Annotated in this window: 21 protein-coding genes; 17 read left to right on the top strand and 4 right to left on the bottom strand. The window is 51.6% G+C overall.

The features are described from left to right. Nucleotides 1–30: 30 nt before the first annotated feature. From rseA to acpS, 10 genes are all read left to right on the top strand, one after another. Nucleotides 31–678 (top strand): anti-sigma-E factor RseA, encoded by a 648-nt coding sequence (gene rseA, locus M2371_RS00075; protein WP_034497748.1) that lies wholly within the window; start codon nucleotides 31–33, stop codon nucleotides 676–678. Continuing rightward, nucleotides 678–1,634 (top strand): sigma-E factor regulatory protein RseB, encoded by a 957-nt coding sequence (rseB, locus tag M2371_RS00080; RefSeq protein WP_259266592.1) that lies wholly within the window; start codon nucleotides 678–680, stop codon nucleotides 1,632–1,634. The genes rseA and rseB overlap by 1 nt, the downstream gene beginning before the upstream one ends. Continuing rightward, nucleotides 1,631–2,110: a SoxR-reducing system protein RseC gene (gene rseC, locus M2371_RS00085; RefSeq protein ID WP_172893455.1), complete on the top strand. Its 480-nt coding sequence runs from the start codon at nucleotides 1,631–1,633 to the stop codon at nucleotides 2,108–2,110. The genes rseB and rseC overlap by 4 nt, the downstream gene beginning before the upstream one ends. 205 nt (nucleotides 2,111–2,315) lie before the next feature. Further along, nucleotides 2,316–4,115 (top strand): translation elongation factor 4, encoded by a 1,800-nt coding sequence (gene lepA / locus M2371_RS00090; RefSeq protein ID WP_034497745.1) that lies wholly within the window; start codon nucleotides 2,316–2,318, stop codon nucleotides 4,113–4,115. A 14-nt stretch (nucleotides 4,116–4,129) separates the two neighbouring features. Continuing rightward, a complete protein-coding gene (gene lepB / locus M2371_RS00095; protein ID WP_172893456.1) occupies nucleotides 4,130–5,104 on the top strand; it encodes a signal peptidase I in 975 nt (324 codons plus the stop codon). Nucleotides 5,105–5,275: 171 nt separating this feature from the next. Further along, nucleotides 5,276–5,956 carry a ribonuclease III gene (gene rnc, locus M2371_RS00100; RefSeq protein ID WP_034459305.1) on the top strand — a complete coding sequence of 227 codons (681 nt, stop codon included), beginning with the start codon at nucleotides 5,276–5,278 and terminating at the stop codon, nucleotides 5,954–5,956. After that, nucleotides 5,956–6,864, top strand: coding sequence for a GTPase Era (era, locus tag M2371_RS00105; RefSeq protein WP_034497743.1), 909 nt, complete (start codon nucleotides 5,956–5,958; stop codon nucleotides 6,862–6,864). Before rnc ends, era begins: the two co-directional genes overlap by 1 nt. A gap of 4 nt (nucleotides 6,865–6,868) precedes the next feature. Further along, nucleotides 6,869–7,606: a DNA repair protein RecO gene (recO, locus tag M2371_RS00110; protein ID WP_034497742.1), complete on the top strand. Its 738-nt coding sequence runs from the start codon at nucleotides 6,869–6,871 to the stop codon at nucleotides 7,604–7,606. Between the two features lie 76 nt (nucleotides 7,607–7,682). Next, complete coding sequence (gene pdxJ, locus M2371_RS00115) at nucleotides 7,683–8,414, top strand: pyridoxine 5'-phosphate synthase (RefSeq protein ID WP_034497741.1); 732 nt, start codon at nucleotides 7,683–7,685, stop codon at nucleotides 8,412–8,414. Then, on the top strand, nucleotides 8,414–8,794 hold the full coding sequence (gene acpS / locus M2371_RS00120) for a holo-ACP synthase (protein ID WP_034497740.1): 381 nt from the start codon (nucleotides 8,414–8,416) through the stop codon (nucleotides 8,792–8,794). Before pdxJ ends, acpS begins: the two co-directional genes overlap by 1 nt. Here acpS and M2371_RS00125 read toward each other — a convergent pair. Next, entirely contained in the window at nucleotides 8,791–9,051 is a 261-nt protein-coding gene (locus M2371_RS00125; RefSeq protein WP_034497739.1) for a YfhL family 4Fe-4S dicluster ferredoxin, read from the bottom strand. The two genes, acpS and M2371_RS00125, sit on opposite strands and share 4 nt — an antisense overlap. Nucleotides 9,052–9,106: 55 nt before the next feature. Next, the gene (locus tag M2371_RS00130) at nucleotides 9,107–9,955 is read right to left on the bottom strand and encodes a MurR/RpiR family transcriptional regulator (protein ID WP_034497738.1); all 849 of its coding nucleotides are present in this window, start codon (nucleotides 9,953–9,955) and stop codon (nucleotides 9,107–9,109) included. 272 nt (nucleotides 9,956–10,227) lie between these two features. Between M2371_RS00130 and yfhb the strand changes: the two genes are divergently transcribed. Continuing rightward, nucleotides 10,228–10,866 (top strand): phosphatidylglycerophosphatase C, encoded by a 639-nt coding sequence (gene yfhb, locus M2371_RS00135; RefSeq protein WP_034497737.1) that lies wholly within the window; start codon nucleotides 10,228–10,230, stop codon nucleotides 10,864–10,866. A 111-nt stretch (nucleotides 10,867–10,977) separates the two neighbouring features. Next, nucleotides 10,978–11,448, top strand: coding sequence for a tRNA adenosine(34) deaminase TadA (tadA, locus tag M2371_RS00140; RefSeq protein ID WP_404979376.1), 471 nt, complete (start codon nucleotides 10,978–10,980; stop codon nucleotides 11,446–11,448). On the opposite strand, the gene mltF is transcribed toward tadA, so the two are convergent. Beyond that, a complete protein-coding gene (gene mltF, locus M2371_RS00145) occupies nucleotides 11,333–12,889 on the bottom strand; it encodes a membrane-bound lytic murein transglycosylase MltF (RefSeq protein WP_172893458.1) in 1,557 nt (518 codons plus the stop codon). The genes tadA and mltF overlap by 116 nt on opposite strands. A 270-nt stretch (nucleotides 12,890–13,159) precedes the next feature. On the opposite strand from mltF, the gene purL reads away from it, so the two are divergent. The 5 genes from purL to glnB all read left to right on the top strand — a co-directional run bounded on the left by purL (nucleotide 13,160) and on the right by glnB (nucleotide 21,406). Continuing rightward, nucleotides 13,160–17,047 (top strand): phosphoribosylformylglycinamidine synthase, encoded by a 3,888-nt coding sequence (gene purL, locus M2371_RS00150; RefSeq protein ID WP_259266593.1) that lies wholly within the window; start codon nucleotides 13,160–13,162, stop codon nucleotides 17,045–17,047. A gap of 527 nt (nucleotides 17,048–17,574) precedes the next feature. Next, entirely contained in the window at nucleotides 17,575–19,011 is a 1,437-nt protein-coding gene (locus M2371_RS00155; RefSeq protein ID WP_404979368.1) for a sensor histidine kinase, read from the top strand. Between the two features lie 3 nt (nucleotides 19,012–19,014). After that, nucleotides 19,015–19,683: a two-component system QseEF-associated lipoprotein QseG gene (gene qseG, locus M2371_RS00160; RefSeq protein ID WP_051873731.1), complete on the top strand. Its 669-nt coding sequence runs from the start codon at nucleotides 19,015–19,017 to the stop codon at nucleotides 19,681–19,683. Next, a complete protein-coding gene (gene glrR, locus M2371_RS00165) occupies nucleotides 19,680–21,017 on the top strand; it encodes a two-component system response regulator GlrR (protein WP_172893460.1) in 1,338 nt (445 codons plus the stop codon). The genes qseG and glrR overlap by 4 nt, the downstream gene beginning before the upstream one ends. 50 nt (nucleotides 21,018–21,067) lie before the next feature. Beyond that, on the top strand, nucleotides 21,068–21,406 hold the full coding sequence (glnB, locus tag M2371_RS00170) for a nitrogen regulatory protein P-II (protein WP_002438074.1): 339 nt from the start codon (nucleotides 21,068–21,070) through the stop codon (nucleotides 21,404–21,406). 105 nt (nucleotides 21,407–21,511) lie between these two features. Here the strand turns inward: glnB and hmpA are convergent, their stop codons facing one another. Then, nucleotides 21,512–22,702 carry an NO-inducible flavohemoprotein gene (gene hmpA / locus M2371_RS00175; protein ID WP_259266594.1) on the bottom strand — a complete coding sequence of 397 codons (1,191 nt, stop codon included), beginning with the start codon at nucleotides 22,700–22,702 and terminating at the stop codon, nucleotides 21,512–21,514. Nucleotides 22,703–22,887: the final 185 nt, after the last annotated feature.

Raw genomic sequence — 22,887 nt, forward strand, 5'->3', positions numbered from 1 at the left:
GATAGCGGGTTACTGGAAGGGTAATTAGGCATGCAGAAAGAACAGCTTTCCGCTTTAATGGATGGGGAAACTCTGGATAGCGAGCTGCTAAGTATTTTGTCGAAAGACAAATCAATGCAGCAAAGCTGGGAGAGCTACCACCTAATCCGCGACACAATGCGCGGCGATACCAGTGAATTACTTCATTTTGATATTGCAGCTAATGTCATGGCTGCAATTGAAAATGAGCCAGTGCGTCATGTCACGCCACTCATTACTGAACAGCAACCAAAACCAGAGCAATGGCAGAAAATGTCATTCTGGAACAAGGTGCGTCCGTGGGCTAGCCAACTTACCCAAATGGGTGTTGCTGCATGTGTATCACTTGCAGTAATCGTTGGTGTGCAGCACTATAATGGCCAGTCTGACAATCCTGCTCAACCCGAGGCTCCAGTGTTCAACACTTTGCCTATGATGGGTAAAGCGAGTCCGGTAAGTTTAGGTGTGCCGTCTGACAGCACAGCCAGTACGGGTCAGCAGCAGGTACAGGAACAGCGTCGACGTATCAATGCCATGTTGCAAGATTACGAATTGCAGCGTCGTTTACACGCCGAGCAACTCCAGTTTGAACAGGCACAAACCCAGCAAGCTGCGGTACAAGTGCCAGGAAACCAAACTTTAGGAACTCAATCGCAGTAATGAAGCAACTTTGGTATGCCCTGTCTCTTATGACAAGCAGCCTGTTGTTCAGCTCAAATGCCTCGGCGGACACTGTTTCGTCCGGGGCATTGTTGCAGCAAATGAACCAGGCGAGTCAGTCACTCAATTATGAGTTGGCATTTATCAGCATTAATAAGCAAGGCATAGAATCCTTACGGTATCGCCATGCAAGGCTTGATAATCGTCCGCTTGCTCAATTGCTTCAGATGGACGGCCCGCGCCGAGAAGTCGTCCAGCGTGGCAGCGAAATCAGCTATTTTGAACCTGGGCTTGAGCCGTTTACGCTCACCGGGGATTACATCGTTGATTCGCTTCCATCAATCGTTTACACCGATTTCAAACGCTTAACGCCATATTACGACTTCATCTCTGTCGGACGCACTCGTATTGCCGACAGGCTTTGCGAAGTCATCCGCGTGGTGGCCAGAGACGGTACGCGTTACAGCTATATGGTGTGGATGGATTCAGAAACCAAATTACCCCTGCGTGTTGATTTGCTGGACCGTGATGGCGAAACGCTGGAACAGTTCCGCGTGATCTCTTTTAACGTCAGCAAAGAAGCGAACGGCATGATGCAAAGTCTGGCAAAGGCGAATTTACCGCCGTTATTGTCAGTCCCCGGTGCTGAAAAAATTAACTTTACCTGGGCGCCGACCTGGCTGCCGCAAGGTTTTAGTGAAGTTTCCAGCAGCCGTCGGCCATTACCAACGGTTGATGTCCCTATCGAATCACGTCTCTATTCAGATGGTCTGTTTAGCTTCTCGGTCAATATTAGCCATGCGGCCAGTAATAGCACCGATCAGATTCTACGCACGGGGCGTCGCACCGTAAGTTCTGAGATTCGTGATAAAACCGAAATTACCATCGTGGGTGAATTACCACCGCAAACGGCAAAACGTATTGCGGACAGCATCAAATTCAGGAATGGGCAATGATCAAAGAGTGGGCAACCGTTGTCTCCTGGAAACAAGGTGAAGCATTATTAAGCTGTGATGTGAAAGCATCTTGCAGCAGCTGTGCTTCACGCGCTGGCTGCGGTAGTCGCATCCTTAATAAGCTCGGCCCACAAACGAGTCACACCTTATCGGTTGCCTGCGATACTCCGCTGGTAGCCGGTCAAAAAGTCGAATTGGGCATCGCTGAAGGCAGCCTGATAGGCTCTGCATTACTGGTTTACATGTCTCCACTGGTCGGTTTGTTTATCGTATCTGCTCTTTTTCAGGCGATGTTTGATACAAACCTTGCCGCGATTTGTGGTGCATTACTGGGAGGCGTAGGCGGTTTTCTTATCGCACGCGGGTTCTCTGTGAAACTCAGTCGCCGTGAAAACTGGCAGCCGGTTATTCTCAGTGTTGCTCTGCCGCCAGATGCGCTCAGAGTCGAAACCATGACGCCTGCAGATAACCCGTGAAGCGCCTGCTGCCACCATCTGTTTTGACACTCACTCCATCGGCTTTTCATCGCTCAGCTAAGCTTGCATGATGACCTGTTTCCTCGCTTTCTGGTTGTAGTGTAGAATGCGGCGTTTCAGGCAAAAGACAGCCATTGACATCATGCTCTGTACAGCGCGTAGCGCCGAGCTTTCCCGGATTTGTAAGGCATAAAAACCTCTAACTATGAAGAATATACGTAACTTTTCTATTATTGCCCACATCGACCACGGCAAATCGACGCTGTCTGACCGTATTATCCAAATTTGCGGCGGCTTGTCCGATCGCGAAATGGAAGCCCAGGTTCTTGACTCCATGGATCTTGAACGTGAGCGCGGGATTACCATCAAAGCGCAAAGCGTTACTCTGGATTATAAAGCAAGTGACGGTGAAACTTATCACCTGAATTTCATCGACACCCCTGGTCACGTTGACTTCTCTTATGAAGTTTCCCGCTCGCTTGCAGCGTGCGAAGGCGCGTTGCTGGTGGTGGATGCCGGGCAGGGCGTTGAAGCTCAGACCCTGGCAAACTGCTATACCGCCATGGAAATGGATCTGGAAGTTGTTCCTGTTCTGAACAAAATTGACCTGCCAGCAGCTGACCCTGAACGTGCTGCGCAAGAAATTGAAGATATCGTAGGTATCGATGCCACTGATGCTGTTCGTTGTTCAGCTAAAACTGGTTTTGGTGTAACGGATGTTCTTGAACGTCTGGTGCGCGACATCCCAGGCCCTGAAGGTGATCCAGAAGCACCATTGCAGGCGCTGATCATTGACTCCTGGTTCGATAACTACCTTGGTGTTGTCTCCCTGGTGCGTATCAAAAACGGCACCATGAGAAAGGGCGACAAAATTAAAGTTATGAGCACCGGCCAGGTGTATAACGCTGACCGTCTGGGCATTTTCACGCCGAAACGTGTTGATCGTGATGTTCTGGGCTGTGGTGAAGTAGGCTGGTTGGTGTGCGCGATTAAAGACATTCTCGGCGCACCGGTTGGCGATACTTTGACTCTCGCACGTAACCCGGCAGATAAAGCGCTGCCAGGCTTCAAAAAAGTGAAGCCGCAGGTTTATGCGGGCCTGTTCCCGGTTAGCTCAGACGATTACGAAAACTTCCGTGATGCGCTCGGCAAGTTGAGCCTGAACGATGCTTCCTTATTCTTCGAGCCAGAAAGCTCAACGGCGCTGGGCTTCGGCTTCCGCTGCGGCTTCCTTGGCCTGTTGCACATGGAAATCATTCAGGAACGTCTGGAACGTGAATACGATCTCGACCTGATTACCACCGCGCCAACTGTAGTCTACGAAGTCGAAACCACCACTGGCGAAACGATCTATGTTGATAGCCCTTCTAAGCTGCCAGCACTGAATAATATCGCTGAACTACGTGAGCCGATTGCAGAATGTCATATGCTGATGCCTCAGGAATACCTGGGCAGCGTAATCACTCTGTGTATCGAAAAACGTGGTGTGCAAACCAACATGGTTTACCACGGTAATCAGGTTGCGCTGACCTATGAAATTCCGATGGCTGAAGTGGTCCTCGACTTCTTCGATCGTCTGAAATCGACATCTCGTGGTTATGCGTCTCTGGACTATAACTTCAAACGCTTCCAGGCTTCTGACATGGTGCGTGTTGATGTCCTGATCAACGGCGATCGTGTTGATGCCCTCGCATTGATTACTCACCGTGGCAATTCACAGTTCCGTGGTCGCCAACTGGTCGAGAAGATGCAAGAGCTGATCCCGCGTCAGCAATTTGATATTGCGATTCAGGCGGCCATCGGCGCACACATTATTGCGCGTTCTACCGTTAAACAATTGCGTAAAAACGTTCTGGCAAAATGCTACGGCGGTGACGTAAGCCGTAAGAAAAAGCTGTTGCAGAAACAGAAGGACGGTAAGAAGCGTATGAAGCAAGTCGGTAACGTCGAACTGCCTCAGGAAGCGTTCCTCGCCATTCTGCATGTCGGCAAAGACAGCAAATAAATTAAGGAGTTGGCATGGCGAATATGTTTGCGCTAATCCTCGTGATAGCGACGCTGGTGACGGGTATTTTATGGTGCATTGATAAATTTATCTTTGCGCCAAAACGTCGGGAAAAACAGGCGGCAGCGCAAGCTGCCACGGGTGATGCGCTTGATGGCAAAACGCTCAAAAAAGTCGGACCGAAACCAGGTTGGTTAGAAACGGGGGCATCCGTATTCCCGGTGCTCGCGATAGTTCTGATTGTGCGTTCATTTGTTTATGAACCCTTTCAGATACCTTCCGGCTCCATGATGCCAACGCTTTTAATCGGCGATTTTATTCTGGTAGAGAAATTTGCCTACGGCATTAAAGATCCTATCTACCAGAATACGCTCATTGAAACCGGCCATCCAAAACGCGGCGATATTGTGGTGTTCAAATATCCTCAAGATCCGCGTCTTGATTACATCAAACGTGCAGTCGGTTTACCAGGCGATCGTGTGAGTTACGATCCTGTGGCAAAAGAAGTCACTGTTCAGCCAAATTGCAGTTCTGGCCAGGCCTGTGACAACGCATTACCAATCACTTACAGCAATGTAGAACCTAGTGATTTTGTGCAGACATTTGCACGTCGCAACGGCAGTGAAGCAAACTCTGGTTTCTTCCAGTTGCCACAGAACCAAACCAAAGAAAATGGTATCCGTCTTTCCGAGCGCAAAGAAACTTTGGGCGATGTGACTCACAATATTCTGACTGTGCCAATTGCGCAGGATCAACTGGGTATGTACTACCAGCAACCGGGCCAACAACTGGCGACCTGGATTGTTCCACCGGGCCATTATTTCATGATGGGTGATAACCGCGATAACAGCGCTGATAGCCGTTATTGGGGCTTTGTGCCTGAGGCAAATCTGGTCGGTAAAGCTACCGCAATCTGGATGAGTTTCGAGAAACAAGAAGGTGAATGGCCAACGGGTGTTCGTTTAAGTCGTATTGGCGGAATTCATTGATCAATTAAATCCATTCAGATAACGACTTTCCACGTCGTTATCTATAGAATATCCCCCCGTATTAAGGTTGGCTCCTCTCTGAGGAGCCACGGCAAACGAAACAGCGTTGGTTCTCTTTTTCAGGTCTGTTCCGTGTGCTGAATAATTGACGCATTCATTAATTGGTATCGCATGAACCCCATCGTAATTAATAGGCTGCAGCGTAAGCTGGGCTACACTTTTGTACATCAGGATCTGTTGCAGCAGGCATTAACGCATCGCAGTGCCAGCAGCAAACACAATGAGCGTCTGGAATTTCTGGGTGACTCCATTCTTAGCTATGTTATTGCAAACGCGCTTTACCATCGTTTTCCACGCGTAGACGAAGGTGATATGAGCCGTATGCGTGCGACGCTGGTGCGTGGCAATACGCTGGCAGAAATTGCCCGTGAATTTGAGTTAGGTGAATGTCTGCGTCTTGGGCCGGGTGAATTAAAAAGTGGTGGATTCCGCCGCGAATCCATTCTGGCCGATACCGTAGAAGCCTTAATTGGTGGCGTTTTCCTCGACAGCGACATCCAGAATGTTGAGCGTTTAATTCTTTCCTGGTATCAATCTCGTCTGGATGAAATTAGCCCAGGCGATAAGCAAAAAGACCCTAAGACGCGTCTGCAAGAGTATTTGCAGGGTCGCCACTTGCCACTGCCATCTTATTTGGTGGTGCAGGTTCGTGGTGAAGCGCACGATCAGGAATTTACCATTCACTGTCAGGTGAGTGGCCTGCCTGAGCCGGTGATTGGCACCGGTTCAAGCCGCCGTAAGGCGGAACAGGCTGCAGCTGAGCAGGCGCTTATCAAGCTGGAGCTGGAATAATGAGCGAAGAACAAACCTTTTGCGGATTCGTGGCCATCGTTGGTCGCCCTAATGTCGGCAAATCCACGCTGCTAAACCAGTTGCTTGGGCAAAAAATTTCTATCACTTCCCGTAAAGCGCAGACCACTCGTCACCGCATTATGGGTATCCATACCGAAGGCCCGTATCAGGCGATTTACGTCGATACCCCAGGGCTGCATATGGAAGAAAAGCGCGCTATCAACCGCCTGATGAACAAAGCTGCGAGCAGCTCCATCGGTGATGTTGAGCTGGTTATTTTCGTCGTTGAAGGGACTAAGTGGACCGCAGACGATGAAATGGTGCTTAACAAACTGCGTGACGCACGAGCGCCGGTGATTCTGGCAGTGAACAAAGTCGATAACGTGCAAGATAAAGGCATTCTGTTACCGCATCTGCAATTCCTCGGTAGCCAGATGAACTTCCTCGATATCGTGCCTATTTCTGCGGAAAACGGCATGAACGTAGATACGATTGCGAGCATCGTTCGCAAACGTCTGCCAGAAGCGACTCATCACTTCCCGGAAGAGTACGTTACAGACCGTTCACAGCGTTTCATGGCCTCTGAAATCATCCGTGAAAAACTGATGCGTTTCCTTGGCGCGGAATTGCCATATTCCGTTACCGTTGAAATTGAACAGTTTGTCTCGAATGCCCGCGGCGGTTACGATATCAATGGTTTGATTCTGGTTGAACGTGAAGGCCAGAAGAAAATGGTTATTGGCAACAAAGGCGCCAAAATCAAAACCATCGGTATCGAAGCGCGTAAAGACATGGAAGAGATGTTTGAAGCCAAAATTCACCTTGAGCTGTGGGTGAAGGTGAAATCCGGTTGGGCAGATGACGAACGCGCACTGCGTAGTCTGGGTTATACCGACGATCTGAAGTAATAATATGGAAGGCTGGCAACGGGCTTTTGTCCTGCATAGTCGCCCCTGGAGCGAAACCAGCCTTCTGCTTGACCTCTTTTCAGAAGAGTCAGGGCGCGTTCGTTTAATTGCGAAAGGCGCTCGTTCTCGCCGTTCAAACCTCAAAGGGACACTCCAACCCTTTACTCCCTTGCTGGTTCGCTGGGGTGGACGTGGTGAAGTTAAAACACTGCGTAGCGCCGAAGCTGTCTCGCTGGCACTTCCTCTGAGTGGTATTACGCTTTACAGCGGCCTGTACGTGAATGAACTGGTTTCACGCGTGCTTGAAGATGAAACCCGTTTCTCTGAATTGTTCTTCGATTACCTCCATTGCATTCAGGCTTTAGCCGGAACCAGCGGTTCTCCTGAACCGGCATTGCGTCGTTTTGAGTTGGCGCTGCTCGGACATCTGGGTTACGGCGTAGATTTCCTGCATTGCGCCGGTAGCGGCGAAGAAGTCAGCGATACCATGACTTATCGCTATCGTGAAGAGAAAGGCTTTATCGCAAGCCTTGTGGTGGATAACCGCACTTTCACTGGCCACGAATTAAAGGCGCTTGCTAACCGCGAGTTTCCAGATTTAGCCAGTTTGCGCGCAGCCAAACGTTTTACCCGCATAGCGTTAAAACCCTATCTGGGCGGAAAACCCCTCAAAAGCCGCGAATTGTTCCGCCAGTTTGTGCCCAAAAAACCACCACTCAAATCACCTCAAGACCCGCAATAACGCCTGGGCGTAGCCATGCTTTCCTTCTCAGGTGTAAACTGCCGGAACTCAAACCGTTCTGACCTCGAGGAAAGGCATGTCTGAATTACTGTTAGGCGTCAACATCGATCACATCGCAACTTTGCGTAACGCACGTGGCACGGCATATCCTGATCCTGTACAGGCCGCATTCATTTGCGAGCAAGCAGGCGCAGACGGTATTACGGTTCACCTGCGTGAAGATCGCCGCCATATCACCGATCGCGATGTCCGCATTCTGCGACAGACCCTCGATACGCGTATGAACCTCGAAATGGCAGTTACCGAGGAGATGATTGGTATTGCCTGCGAAACTAAACCTCATTTCTGCTGCCTGGTGCCGGAAAAACGCCAGGAAGTCACCACCGAAGGCGGGCTGGATGTCGCCGGTCAACTGGATAAAATGCGCGACGCCTGCAAACGCCTCGCGGATGCTGGAATTCTGGTTTCTCTGTTTATTGATGCTGACCACGCGCAAATTGATGCTGCTGTGGCCGTTGGCGCGCCATATATCGAAATTCATACCGGCTGCTATGCGGATGCGCAGGACGAAGTGACCCAGGCCAAAGAACTGGCTCGTATTGCAGAAGCAGCAACTTACGCAGCTGGAAAAGGGCTGAAAGTGAATGCCGGACACGGTCTGACTTACCACAATGTAAAAGCCATTGCTCGCCTGCCAGAAATGCACGAGCTGAATATCGGCCATGCGATTATTGGCCGTGCGGTAATGAGTGGTTTGAAAGAAGCGGTGGCAGAAATGAAACGCCTGATGCAGGAAGCGCGTAGCTAATGGCGATTCTTGGCCTCGGTACAGACATTGTTGAGATAGCGCGCATTGAAGGCGTTATCTCACGCTCGGGCGACCGTCTGGCGAAGCGTGTGCTGAGTGCCAACGAATGGCTGCAATACCAGGCGCACCAACAACCGGTGCGCTTTTTGGCAAAACGTTTTGCGGTGAAAGAAGCGGCGGCAAAAGCGTTTGGCACCGGTATTCGCAACGGCCTGGCGTTTAATCAATTTGAAGTGTTTAACGACCCGTTAGGCAAGCCGCAACTACGGTTTTGGGAAGAGGCAGAACGTCTGGCAGAAAGAATGGGCGTACGTTCGGTACACGTTACCCTTGCCGACGAACGACATTACGCCTGTGCGACGGTCATTATTGAGAATTAGAGCTTATCGGCGTGATGCAACTGAACAAACTTGTCCCACAGCTGCTCTTCATTCTCGATATGTGCGGGATCGCTGATGATGGTGTTTGGGATCGGGCACACTTTCTGGCAAGTCGGTGTTTCGTAATGACCAACACACTCAGTGCAGCGATCGGTGTTGATCTCATAAATGCTATCCCCCATGGAAATGGCCTCGTTCGGGCACTCCGGTTCGCACATATCGCAGTTGATACATTTTTTAGTGATAAGTAGCGCCATGGGAAAATCTCGATAACAACAGAAACAGGGCGGGCATTATACGCCCAATCCTCGATCAAACCAGTTTTTTTACCAGCGCTTCACTATGACGAATGCGTTCTGGTGCGTGTTCCAGATCCCGTTGAACCAGCGCCATAAAGAGCAAATCGGTTAGCATCATCTGTGCGCTGGTGGAGGAGATTGCCGCGCTACGCGTCGCCTGTTCTTCAGCGATGGTATACAAGCAAAGAGAGGCTCGTTGCTGCAACGCATTTGGCGTGAAGCCGGTAATGGCGAGGATTTTTGCACCTGCACGCAGAGTTTCATCTGCGGCGAGATTTATCTCACGCCGTTCACCAGAATAGGAAATAGCCAGTAATACATCGTCAGTGCTTGAAGCTTGGGCGGTCGCCAGCAGCGCGTGCATATCTTGTTCTGCGACCGCATTAATGCCAATTTTCATCAGCTTCCAGGCAAAATTCTTGGCGACCAGACCGGATGCGCCTATCCCTACCAACAAGACACGCCGCGCATTACGCAACATATTCACACTGGCAAGCAGCTTTTCTTCGCTATTGATATCAAGCGTGGCATGCATCGCCGCCATATTGTCTTTAATCAGCTTTTCACCGACCAGACGCAGCGGATCATCACCAAGAATCAAATTATGGACGGGAACAGATTGTGGATCCTGGCCGCTTGCCAATGCTTCGCTGATGGCGAGTTTGAGGGCAGGGAAGCCCTTAAAGCCCAGTTTTTGTGAGAACTTAACCACACTTGATTGGCTTACACCGGCTTCAGCCGCAAGCTGTTGCGAGCTTAAATGACGGGCATGATCGGGTTTTTCCAGCAGAAAGTCGGCCAGTTTACGGTCACTCTGTGCCAGGGTTGAGTAGCGGCTTCGGATTCGCAGTAAACAGTTCATTTCCTCTCCAGTGTGCCGGGTCAAATACCTGAGCGGCCCAATAATAACGTAAATTCACTCGCCTGAATTAATTGTATATTCCATTATTATGAAACTTGAAGGAATTAATTATTCAAAGATGGTGGAAAAGTCCGGCTCACAGGTTCGCGAAAGCCAATACTCGCAATCTTTGCTGTCCGTTACCGGAAAAGTGATGGTCTATCTGTTAGGCTTTCTGATAGCGGTAATCGCCAGTTTGATATTTACGTGATAACGATCCAGAGGAGTAACGTTTGGCAACTCAGAGTGAGCGTCGGGTAGTATTTTTCGATTTAGATGGCACGCTGCATCAGCAGGATATGTTCGGCAGCTTCTTGCGCTATCTGTTGCGCCATCTGCCCCTCAATCTGTTACTTGTCATTCCGCTTTTGCCGGTGATAGGGGGGGCATTGCTGATTAAAGGACGCGCCGCTCGTTGGCCGATGAGCCTGTTATTGTGGGGAGCAACCTTTGGTCATAGCGAAACACGCCTCAAACAGCTGGAAACGAACTTCGTTGCCTGGTTCCGTGGACGCGTCACTGCCTTCCCGATAGTCCAGCAGCGTCTGACGGATTACCTGACCAGTTCAGATGCCGATGTCTGGTTAATCACGGGTTCACCGCAACCGCTTGTTCAGCAAGTTTATTTCGACACGCCGTGGCTACCGAAAGTTAAGCTAATTGCCAGCCAGATTGAACGCTCGCATGGAGGGTGGGTGCTCACATTGCGCTGTCTTGGGCATGAGAAAGTGGCGCAACTGGAACAAAAAATTGGCACGCCGCTACAGCTTTACAGTGGTTATAGCGACAGCAACCAGGATAACCCGCTGCTCTATTTTTGCCAGCACCGCTGGCGCGTCACACCGCTTGGGCAGTTGCAGCAGTTGGAATAATATCCTTCATACTTCAAGTTATAGGTGCGTCGAGTGTGTATAATGCGCGCCCGAATATAGCCGTGCCCGGAGAATCCCGTGTCAGAAAGTGAATTTACCCATGAATACTGGATGCGTCATGCGTTAGTACTCGCTCGTCGTGCATGGGATGAAGGTGAAGTTCCGGTTGGGGCGGTGCTGGTTCATAACAACCAGGTGATTGGCGAAGGCTGGAATCGCCCGATTGGCCGACACGATCCCACGGCTCATGCTGAAATCATGGCGCTGCGCCAGGGTGGGGTTGTTTTGCAAAACTACCGTCTGCTGGACACCACGCTTTATGTCACCCTCGAGCCATGCGTCATGTGTGCTGGAGCCATGGTTCACGGGCGTATAGGCAACCTGGTATTTGGTGCGCGTGATGCCAAAACGGGTGCGATTGGTTCTTTAATGGATGTACTCAGACACCCTGGCATGAACCACCAGGTTACTGTGACTGAGGGCGTGCTGGCAGAAGAGTGTTCGGCAATGCTGAGCGATTTCTTTCGAGCGCGTCGTCTTGAGAAAAAGGCCCTAAAGGAAAAGGCCCGAAGCGCGGAGTAGCCAGCTCCACAGGCGCGACGACAGGATATGCTTGCGCGTATTTTTCTTCCTGCGCTTCCTGCTTCTCTTTTTCAAGTAAATACCCTGCCAGGCTTATGTAGTACTTGCGGATATTTTCGACGTACGCATACGCCTCATGGCCACGGGCATAACCATAAGTTGTTTTGCTGTAATATTGTTTCTGGCTCAATAGAGGCAGACGAATTTTAACATCCGCCCAGCTATCCGGATTACCTTTTTGCTTCGCTGTTAGTTGGCGTGCATCCAGCATGTGGGCATAACCCATGTTGTACGCTGTCAGCGCAAACCAAATCCGCTCTTCTTCCGGCACGCTATCAGGCACTTTCGCCATCATATCTTTCAGATACTGGCTTCCGCCTGCAATGCTTTGCTCTGGATCCAGGCGGTCCGTCACACCGAGACTTTGTGCCGTGTTTTTAGTCAGCATCATCAATCCGCGCACGCCGGTTGGCGACGTAGCCTGGTTGTCCCAGTGTGATTCCTGATACGAAATTGCCGCCAGTAAACGCCAGTCTATTTCAGTGGCATATTTTTCGAATAATGGCTGAAGCTCAGGCAACACGGAATCCACGGCTTTGAGGAACGTGCGGGTATCGACATAATCAAAATCCCCAACGTGGCCAAGATATTTCTCTTCCAGGCGAGCAAAAGTCCCGTCGCTGTTCAGCTTGTTATAAAAGTCGAGAAGGGCCGCAGAAAGGCTATCATCGCCATCCAGCGCGCTAAACCACGTCACGGGCTGCTCATCAGTCACATCCAGAGCGACGGCAAGTTGCGGATGAACGCGCTGGAAAGTGCTTATCGCGACGGAATCTGCAATCGTAAAAGCGATCTTCCCGTCGACAACTTGTTGCAACAGTTCCGTGCTGCTGTGCCTTTCGTCGATACGCCAGCTCAAATCTGGGTACTTCTCTTCTTTAAGCTTTTTCAATGCATTGAGCGAGGTCACGCCTGGCGAAAGCACCAACTGGTTCTCTTTAACGCCAGCCAATGTTTTAGGGCGCGGGCTACCCATGCGATAAACCATCTGCTGTGAAACGGAATAGTAGGCTGGCCCCGCCTGGTAATGCTGGCTGCGTTGAGTGTTGTAGACCAGGCCTGCTGCAATCACATCGGCTTTGTCATTATCAATGTCATCAAACAGCTCTTGAATATTCGGACGAACGGTCACTTCCAGCTTCACGCCAAGGTAACGGGCAAATTGTTCGGCCATCTCATAATCGAGACCAATTTCTTTTCCCTGATACTGGGTATAAGTCAAAGGTGATTGAATTGTACTGACGCGCAAAACCCCCCGCGCCTGAATGGCGGCGATACGGTTTTCGGCTTGTCCGAACCAGGGAATGGAGGGCCAGAGCGCCACTGCCAGCAACACGGTTACGGCACCGATAAGCAGATAATTAATCTTAAATCTTTTCAAATAGTTAATCTGCAACGAGGCGTAGAGTTTTCGCTAACAACAGGCTTCAAAAGTGGAGGTGCTCCCAAAAGGTGTGGCGCATTTTGCTTAACAAAACGCCACTGTGCAACATATTCAACATTTCTGATTAAATTTCCATCAGTGAAAACTAATGCGTTTATTTATACGCAAACGGTTTCGTCATGGCGGCGGATTCTCTATAATGGCGCCCGTTTTCCCCTTGCGCCCACTGAAGCGTCCCCCTGGCGTTTCGAAGACGAGAGATCTTTGATGATGGAAATTCTGCGTGGTTCGCCCGCTTTATCGGCATTTCGTATTAACAAATTACTGGCCCGCTTTAATGACGCCAACCTTCCGGTCAGCGACATTTATGCCGAGTATATTCACTTTGCCGATCTCGAGGCGCCGCTGACGGCTGAAGAGCACGCCCGCCTGCAACGGTTGTTGAAATATGGTCCAACCCTTGCCGACCACGCCCCGACTGGCAACCTGATTCTGGTTACGCCGCGTCCTGGTACCATCTCACCCTGGTCCTCCAAAGCCACCGATATTGCCCACAACTGCGATCTGGCCAAAGTTAAGCGCCTTGAACGCGGCGTGGCGTATTACATCACTGCCAGCACATTGACCGATGCACAGCGCCAGGAAGTTGCCGCGTTGCTGCACGACCGCATGATGGAAAGCGTGTTTGGTGCGCTGGACGATGCGCAGCAACTGTTCTCTCATCACACGCCTGCCCCAGTGCAAAGCGTTGACCTGTTAACGCAGGGCCGCGAAGCGCTGGTTGAAGCCAACATCCGTTTAGGGCTGGCTTTAGCAGAAGATGAAATCGACTACTTGCAGGATGCGTTCACCAAACTGGGGCGCAACCCGAATGACATCGAGCTGTATATGTTCGCGCAGGCTAACTCCGAACATTGCCGCCATAAGATTTTTAACGCCGACTGGATTATTGACGGCGTGGAACAGCCTAAATCGCTGTTCAAAATGATTAAAAACACCTTTGAGAAAACGCCTGACTACGTGTTATCGGCTTATAAAGATAACGCCGCAGTCATGGAAGGCTCACAGGTTGGGCGCTTCTTTGCCGACCACGAAGCGGGCCGTTACGACTATCACCAGGAAGACGCACATATCCTGATGAAAGTTGAAACCCACAACCACCCAACCGCGATTTCCCCGTGGCCGGGTGCGGCGACCGGTTCAGGTGGCGAAATCCGTGATGAAGGCGCAACGGGCCGTGGTGCAAAACCAAAAGCAGGTCTGGTGGGCTTCTCGGTTTCTAACTTGCGTATTCCAAGCTTTGAACAGCCATGGGAAGAAGATTTCGGCAAGCCCGATCGCATTGTGACCGCGCTGGATATCATGACCGACGGCCCTCTGGGCGGTGCGGCATTTAACAACGAATTTGGTCGTCCGGCGCTGACTGGCTACTTCCGTACCTACGAAGAGCAAGTTAACAGCCACAACGGCGTCGAACTGCGCGGCTACCACAAGCCAATCATGCTGGCGGGCGGTATCGGCAACATTCGCGCCGATCATGTGCAGAAAGGCGAAATCACCGTGGGCGCGAAACTTATCGTCCTCGGCGGTCCATCAATGAACATTGGCCTGGGCGGCGGCGCAGCTTCTTCTATGGCTTCAGGCCAGTCTGATGCGGATCTCGATTTTGCTTCCGTACAGCGCGACAACCCAGAAATGGAACGCCGTTGCCAGGAAGTCATCGACCGCTGCTGGGAGTTGGGCGATGCCAACCCGATCCTGTTTATTCACGACGTGGGCGCGGGTGGCCTTTCCAACGCCATGCCTGAGTTGGTGAGTGACGGTGGTCGCGGTGGCCGTTTTGAGCTGCGCGATATCCTGAACGATGAGCCGGGCATGAGCCCGCTGGAAGTGTGGTGTAACGAATCCCAGGAACGTTATGTTCTGGCCGTTGCTCCAGACCAGTTGCCGCTGTTTGACGAACTGTGCCGCCGTGAACGTGCGCCATATGCCGTTATCGGCGAAGCCACGGAAGAAAAACATCTGACGCTTAACGATAGCCATTTCGAAAACCAGCCGATTGATATGCCGCTGGATGTGCTGCTCGGTAAAACGCCGAAAATGGAACGCAACGTTGAAACACTGAAAGCGAAGGGCGATGCGCTGGATTGCCGTAACATCACGATTGCTGATGCAGTAAACCGTGTGCTGCATTTGCCAACGGTTGCGGAAAAAACGTTCCTCGTGACCATCGGCGACCGTTCGGTTACCGGCATGGTCGCGCGTGATCAAATGGTTGGCCCGTGGCAGATCCCGGTGGCTAACTGTGCAGTCACGACTGCAAGTCTGGATAGCTATTACGGCGAAGCGATGTCTCTGGGCGAACGTGCGCCGGTCGCGTTGCTGGACTTCGCAGCATCAGGTCGCCTGGCGGTCGGTGAAGCGTTGACCAACATTGCGGCTACGCAAATTGGTGCACTCAACCGTATTAAACTCTCAGCAAACTGGATGTCCGCAGCCGGTCATCCGGGTGAGGACGCTGGCCTGTACGAAGCGGTGAAAGCCGTGGGCGAAGAACTTTGCCCGACGCTTGGCCTGACAATTCCAGTCGGCAAAGACTCTATGTCGATGAAAACCCGCTGGCAGGAAGGCACCGAGCAACGCGAGATGACCTCTCCGCTGTCGCTGGTGATCACCGCATTTGCCCGTGTTGAAGATGTGCGCCGCACCGTAACGCCACAGCTGCAAACCGAAGATAACGCCTTGTTGCTTATTGATTTAGGTGCGGGTCATAACGCGTTGGGCGCTACTGCGCTTTCTCAGGTTTACCGCCAGTTGGGCGACAAACCTGCTGACGTTCGCAGCGCCGAACAACTGAAAGGCTTCTTCAACGCGATTCAGGCGCTGGTGGCCGAGCAAAAACTGCTGGCTTACCACGACCGTTCTGATGGTGGTCTGTTGGTTACGCTTGCAGAGATGGCATTCGCTGGTCACTGCGGCGTGGAAGCGGATATTGCCGCACTTGGCAAAGACCATCTGGCAGCACTCTTCAATGAAGAGTTAGGTGCAGTAATCCAGGTGAAAGCAGCCGATCGTGCCGCCGTTGAGAAAACGTTGGCAGACCACGGTCTTGCGGATTGCGTTCACTTCCTCGGTAAAGCCGTGGCAGGGGACCGTTTCACACTGACCGCCGATGGTCATGCGGTATTTAGCGAAAGCCGCACCACGCTTCGCATGTGGTGGGCAGAAACCACCTGGCAGATGCAGCGTCTGCGCGATAACCCGGAATGTGCAGATCAAGAACATGAAGCGAAAGCCAATGACAACGATCCTGGCCTGAACGTTAAACTGAGCTTCGATATTAAAGAAGATATCGCCGCACCGTTTATCGCCAAAGGCGCGCGTCCGAAAGTGGCTGTACTGCGCGAGCAGGGCGTTAACTCCCACGTTGAAATGGCGGCCGCCTTCCACCGCGCGGGCTTTGATGCCATCGACGTACACATGAGTGATTTACTGGCTGGCCGTCGTGGTCTGGAAGATTTCCAGGCGCTGGTGGCGTGTGGCGGCTTCTCTTACGGCGACGTACTGGGTGCTGGCGAAGGATGGGCGAAATCCATTCTGTTTAACTCTCGCGTGCGTGATGAGTTCGAAACCTTCTTCCATCGCCCACAAACTCTGGCGTTGGGTGTGTGTAATGGTTGCCAGATGATGTCGAACCTGCGCGAACTGATTCCTGGAAGCGACCTGTGGCCGCGCTTTGTGCGTAACCATTCAGACCGCTTTGAAGCGCGCTTCAGTCTGGTAGAAGTCACCTCAAGCCCGTCTTTACTGCTGCAAGGCATGGTCGGCTCCCACATGCCAATCGCGGTTTCTCACGGCGAAGGGCATGTTGAAGTGCGTGATGCGGCGCATCTGGCAGCGCTGGAAAGCAAAGGGCTGGTGGCACTGCGCTTTATCGACAACTTCGGTAAAGTTACGCAAAACTACCCGGCGAACCCGAACGGTTCCCCGAACGGTATTACTGCGGTGACCAACGAAAGCGGGCGCGTGACCATTATGATGCCGCACCCTGAGCGTGTGTTCCGTACCGTAAGTAACTCGTGGCACCCGGAAGAGTGGGGCGAGGATAGCCCGTGGATACGCATTTTCCGTAATGCGCGTAAGCAACTCGGTTAAGTTGTTGTGGAATCCCTGCTTCGGCAGGGATTTTTTTGTCACCATTTCCCGACAATAGCTCTCTTGGTGTGTCTCTAATTTGCGACACTTAACATATTGATTTTAATTGATATATAAAATATGAAATTTAAGTGTTGCTAAATAGCGACGTTACGGTTGAAAAACAATCAGTTTGCAGTGTGAGTGATTAAACAAATAAACATAATAGAAACATTGGCATGCATTATTTGTAGCAAACATGGCACATAGTATGCATAATACTGCGCAGTGGCTCATTCACCCTCCTATGTCAGCCCCCGCAAGGGTTGTGCTACATAAAACTTAGAATGACGCACTCCAGGTGCCTGCCGTCCACCTTTTGATTATTGTCAGTCTTGTACTGCTTTATCATGCTCCGGGCGAAACGTTGAGTAAGGCACCGCCTGATTCCAGAACAAAGGCAGAGATTATTCTCTGCCTTTGTTGTTTCTGAACTTTCAACTCCCGCCAATCCCCGTTAGCATCGAATCATTCAGGTAGACAATGAGATGAAGCTATTGAACCAGTGGCACTTTTTCCCTCGCTCCCTACGTCAGCTCGTCATGATGGCCTTTTTGCTGGTGCTGGTTCCATTGCTGGTGCTGGCGTGGCAAGCCTGGCAAAGCCTGAATGCGCTGAGCGACCAGGCCGCAGTCACCAATCGCACAACGCTTGTGGATGCGCGTCGCAGTGAAGCGATGACCAACGTGGCGCTGGAAATGGAACGTAGCTATCGACAGTACTGTGTGCTGGACGATACCACGCTCGCTAAGGTTTATGAGGGGCAGCGTAAACGTTACGCGCAAATGCTCGAAGCCCACGCAGGCGTTCTGCCGGACAATCATCTTTATCAAACGTTGCGCCAGTCGCTCAACGACCTCGCCGAAATTCAATGCAAAAACAGTGGGCCAGATTCCGCTGCCGCGGCACACCTTGAAACCTTCGCTACAGCTAACGCTGAAATGGTGCAAGCGACACGCGCGGTGGTGTTCTCTCGTGGGCAGCAACTCCAGCAAGAAATCGCCGAACGCGGACAGTTCTTCGGCTGGCAAGCGCTGGTGCTGTTTTTGTTAAGCGTCGCGCTGGTGATTATCTTCACGCGCATGATTATCGGCCCGGTTAAAGGCATTGAGCGGATGATCAATTTACTGGGCGAAGGTCATTCATTGGGCAACGCGGTGTTGTTTAAAGGGCCGCGCGAACTGCGCTCGGTGGGGCAGCGAATTGTCTGGTTAAGCGAACGTCTGTCCTGGCTTGAATCTCAGCGCCATGAGTTTTTACGCCATATCTCACATGAGTTAAAAACTCCCCTCGCCAGTATGCGCGAAGGCACTGAACTGCTGGCAGACCAGGTCGTTGGGCCGTTAACCAACGACCAAAAAGAGGTGGTCGAAATCCTCGATAACAGCAGTCGTCACCTGCAAAAATTGATTGAACAACTGCTGGATTACAACCGCAAACTGGCGGACGTTCCGGTCGAACTTGAGAAAGTTGAATTGGCACCGTTAGTGGATGTGATTATTGCCGCTCACAGTTTGCCAGCACGGGCTAAAATGATGCGTACCGTATGTGATTTTAGCCCGGAGCCTGTCCTCGCCGAACCCATGTTGCTCATGAGCGTACTGGATAATCTCTATTCCAATGCGGTGCACTATGGGTCTGAATCCGGTACCATTTATTTACGTAGCACGCAGGTGGGGAACGCTCTTCACATTGATGTCGGTAATACGGGTGATCCTATTCCGCCTGCGGAGCGAGAGATGATTTTTGAACCTTTTTATCAGGGAAGTCACCAGCGCAAAGGTGCGGTTAAAGGGAGTGGCCTGGGCCTGAGTATTGCCCAGGATTGTATCCGTCGCATGCATGGCGAATTGCATCTGATTGACGATGAAACGGCAGATGTCTGCTTCCGAATTGAGTTGCCTGTTTTTCCCGAGAACAAATAAAAAATGAAAGTGACTATTTTTCGCCCTTTGTCAGCATTGCTCCTGCCCTTATTGCTGGCGAGTTGTGTGCAAAACGCAGCGCCCAAAGACGTAAAACATCCGCCGGTGGCAGAAGAGCCGGAACAACAGCTGGCGGATTACCTATCGACAGATTGTGAAGATATCTGGCAAAACCAGAGCCACGACTCCATGAGCAACCCGCTGTACTGGCTGCGGGCGATGGACTGCGCCGAACGTTTAGCGCCTGCACAGGCGCGAGCGGAAGCACGTCGCTGGCCGTCCGATAGCTGGCGCGATACCTTCAAGCGAGGCATTTTGCTGGCGAATGCCAAAATCTCCCCCACCGAGCGCCGCCGTTACATGGTTAAGCTCGATGCGATGACAGCTGAAGTCCCTTCGCAGGTGCGTTCATTGTTCCAGGTATGGCGTGATGGGCAGGCATCTTTGCTGGCGCTTTCAGATGAACGCACGCGCTACAGTAAATTGCAGCAAAGCTCAGACAGCGAGCTGGACACGCTGCGCGAGCAGCAACAACGGCTCAGAAGCCAGCTAAGTTTGACCACCCGAAAACTGGAAAACTTAACCGACATCGAGCGTCAGCTTTCCAGCCGTAAACCTGCCAGCACAGAATTGCCGGACAACACCAAACCCGCGCAGGAGGCGAAACCATGACGCAACGTAAACCCGCCAGATTACTGCTGGTCGATGACGATCCGGGCTTGCTGAAACTTCTAGGTATGCGCCTGACGAGCGAAGGTTACACCGTCTCGACTGCCGAAAGCGGTGCCGAAGGGTTGCGTCTGCTTGGTCGTGAAAAAATCGACCTGGTGATCAGTGATTTGCGGATGGACGAAATGGACGGTATGGCGCTGTTCGCTGAAATCCAGAAAGTGTATCCAGGTATGCCGGTGATCATTTTGACCGCTCACGGCTCGATACCTGACGCCGTCGCGGCAACGCAACAGGGCGTGTTTAGTTTCCTGACCAAGCCTGTCGATAAAGACGCGCTTTATAAAGCCATTGACGATGCGCTGGTGCACTCGGTCATCGCCGGGGACGATATGTGGCGCGATACTATCGTCACACGAAGCCCCGCTATGCTGCGCTTGCTGGAGCAGGCGCGGATGGTCGCGCAGTCGGACGTCAGTGTGTTGATTAACGGGCAAAGCGGCACCGGCAAAGAGATTCTTGCGCAGGCCATTCATAACGCCAGCCCGCGCAGCAAAAAAGCATTTATCGCCATTAACTGCGGCGCGCTGCCGGAACAGCTACTGGAATCCGAGCTTTTTGGTCATGCCCGCGGTGCGTTTACCGGCGCGGTCAGCAGCAGGGAAGGGTTATTCCAGGCCGCAGAAGGCGGAACGTTATTCCTCGATGAAATTGGCGACATGCCAATTCCTTTGCAAGTCAAATTGTTACGTGTTTTGCAGGAGCGCAAAGTGCGCCCGTTGGGCAGCAACCGCGACCTGGATATCGACGTGCGTATTCTCTCGGCTACTCACCGTGATTTACCTAAAGCGATGGAGCGCGGCGAGTTTCGTGAAGACTTATTTTACCGCCTCAACGTGGTGAGCCTGAAAATTCCTGCGTTGCAAGAGCGTGCAGAAGATGTGCCGTTGCTGGCAAACCATTTGTTACGCCAGTCCGCCGACAGGCATAAACCGTTTGTGCGCAGCTTCTCAACCGATGCCATGAAGCGCTTGATGGCTGCAAGCTGGCCGGGCAACGTGCGCCAGTTGGTCAACGTGATTGAACAATGTGTAGCGTTGACGTCCGCTCCGGTTATCAGCGATGCGCTGGTGCATCAGGCGCTGGAAGGTGAGAACACCGCGCTGCCGACATTTGTCGAAGCGCGTAATCAGTTTGAGCTGAATTACCTGCGCAAACTGTTGCAAATGACCAAAGGAAATGTGACTCAGGCGGCGCGTGTTGCGGGACGTAACCGTACTGAATTCTACAAATTACTCTCACGGCATGAGCTCGATGCCAATGACTTTAAAGAGTAGTCTGTGGTAAGTTTGGGCTATCGATGAAGTGCGGGATGACAGAGAAAACTATGAAAAAAATTGATGCGATTATTAAACCGTTCAAGCTGGATGACGTTCGCGAAGCGCTGGCAGAAGTTGGCATCACTGGCATGACGGTCACAGAAGTTAAAGGTTTTGGTCGTCAGAAAGGGCATACCGAACTGTACCGTGGCGCTGAGTACATGGTGGATTTCCTGCCGAAAGTGAAAATTGAAATTGTCGTCACCGACGATATCGTTGATACCTGCGTGGATACCATCATCCGCACCGCGCAAACAGGCAAAATCGGCGATGGTAAAATCTTTGTCTTCGATGTTGCTCGCGTGGTGCGTATCCGTACTGGCGAAGAAGACGACGCCGCGATTTAATTTTTCCCCCTCACCCCGGCCCTCTCCCCAAAGGGGCGAGGGGGAAAGAAAATCCCCTCTCCTGTGGGAGAGGGCTAGGGTGAGGGCATGTATTCGGCTGAAAAATCACATCACTTTATGCGGGCCGAAACACTCATAGTGAATTCGGCTCTGCTCAACGCCCAACTTCACTAATTGTTCCGCCGCAAAACGCATAAAGCTCACCGGCCCGCACAGATAAAACTGCATATCTGGCGCACTGATTTTGCTCTCAAGCGCGACTAAGTCCATCAAACCTTCGCTATCAAACTTCGCCTGAGCGCGGCAGTTTTCACTCGGTTCGCGATACCACACGTGGCTTTCAAAACGTGGCAATTGCGCGCCCAACTGAGTTACTTCATCGGCAAACGCGTGCACGTCGCTATGGTCTGCCGCGTGGAACCAGTTCACCTGGGCTGCATGCTGATTTTTTGCCAGCGTATCCAGCATTGCCAACATCGGTGTCTGGCCAACGCCTGCGGAAATCAGCGTAACCGGAGTTTGTGCGTTCACGTCCATAAAGAAATCACCGGCAGGCGCAGCCAGATGCACTTCATCACCTACTTGTGCGTGGTTATGCAACCAGCTTGAAACCTGGCCCAAATCTTCACGCTTCACTGCGATGCGATAGCTTTTGCCATCGGCTTTACGAGTCAGTGAATACTGGCGAATTTCCTGATGCGGGAAACCTTCTGGTTTCAACCACACACCGAGGTATTGGCCTGGCTGATAATCGGCAACGGATTTGCCATCAACAGGCTCAAACTCAAAGCTGGTAATCAGCGTGCTTTGCGGCTCTTTTGCCACAATACGGAACGCGCGAGTGCCCTCCCAACCGCCATTTTTCGCTGCATTGTCCTGATAGATTTCCGCTTCACGATTGATAAACACGCCCGCCAGCACACCATACGCTTTGCCCCAGGCATCCAGCACTTCCTGGCCCGGGCTGAACATTTCATCCAGCGTAGCCAAAAGATGGCCGCCGACAATATCGTACTGCTCAGGTTTGATCTGGAAGCTGGTGTGCTTCTGCGCAATTTTTTCTACCGCAGGCAACAGCACGGCCAGATTTTCAATATTGGTCGCGTACGCGCAAATAGCATTGAACAGCGCTTCACGCTGATCGCCGTTGCGCTGGTTGCTCATATTAAAGATTTCCTTCAGCTCAGGGTTATGGCTGAACATACGGTCGTAAAAGTGTGCGGTAAGTTTTGGGCCGGTCGCGGCAAGCAGGGGAATGGTGGATTTCACAACAGCGATGGTTTGGGTATCAAGCATGGTATAGCTCCATTTTCTGACATTAAAATCTAATGATGTATTTTAAATGCATCTTATAAAACTCTTCGCCAAAAAAAAAGCACTACATTGTAAATGGATACTGACTGAGTCGATTCGGCTCACAGAACATGAAATTTCTGCAAGTTGATGATGAATTAATATCCGTTGAAATAAGCGATGACTTT

Source organism: Buttiauxella sp. BIGb0471 (genome assembly GCF_024807715.1).
Classification (GTDB): Bacteria; Pseudomonadota; Gammaproteobacteria; order Enterobacterales; family Enterobacteriaceae; genus Buttiauxella; species Buttiauxella agrestis.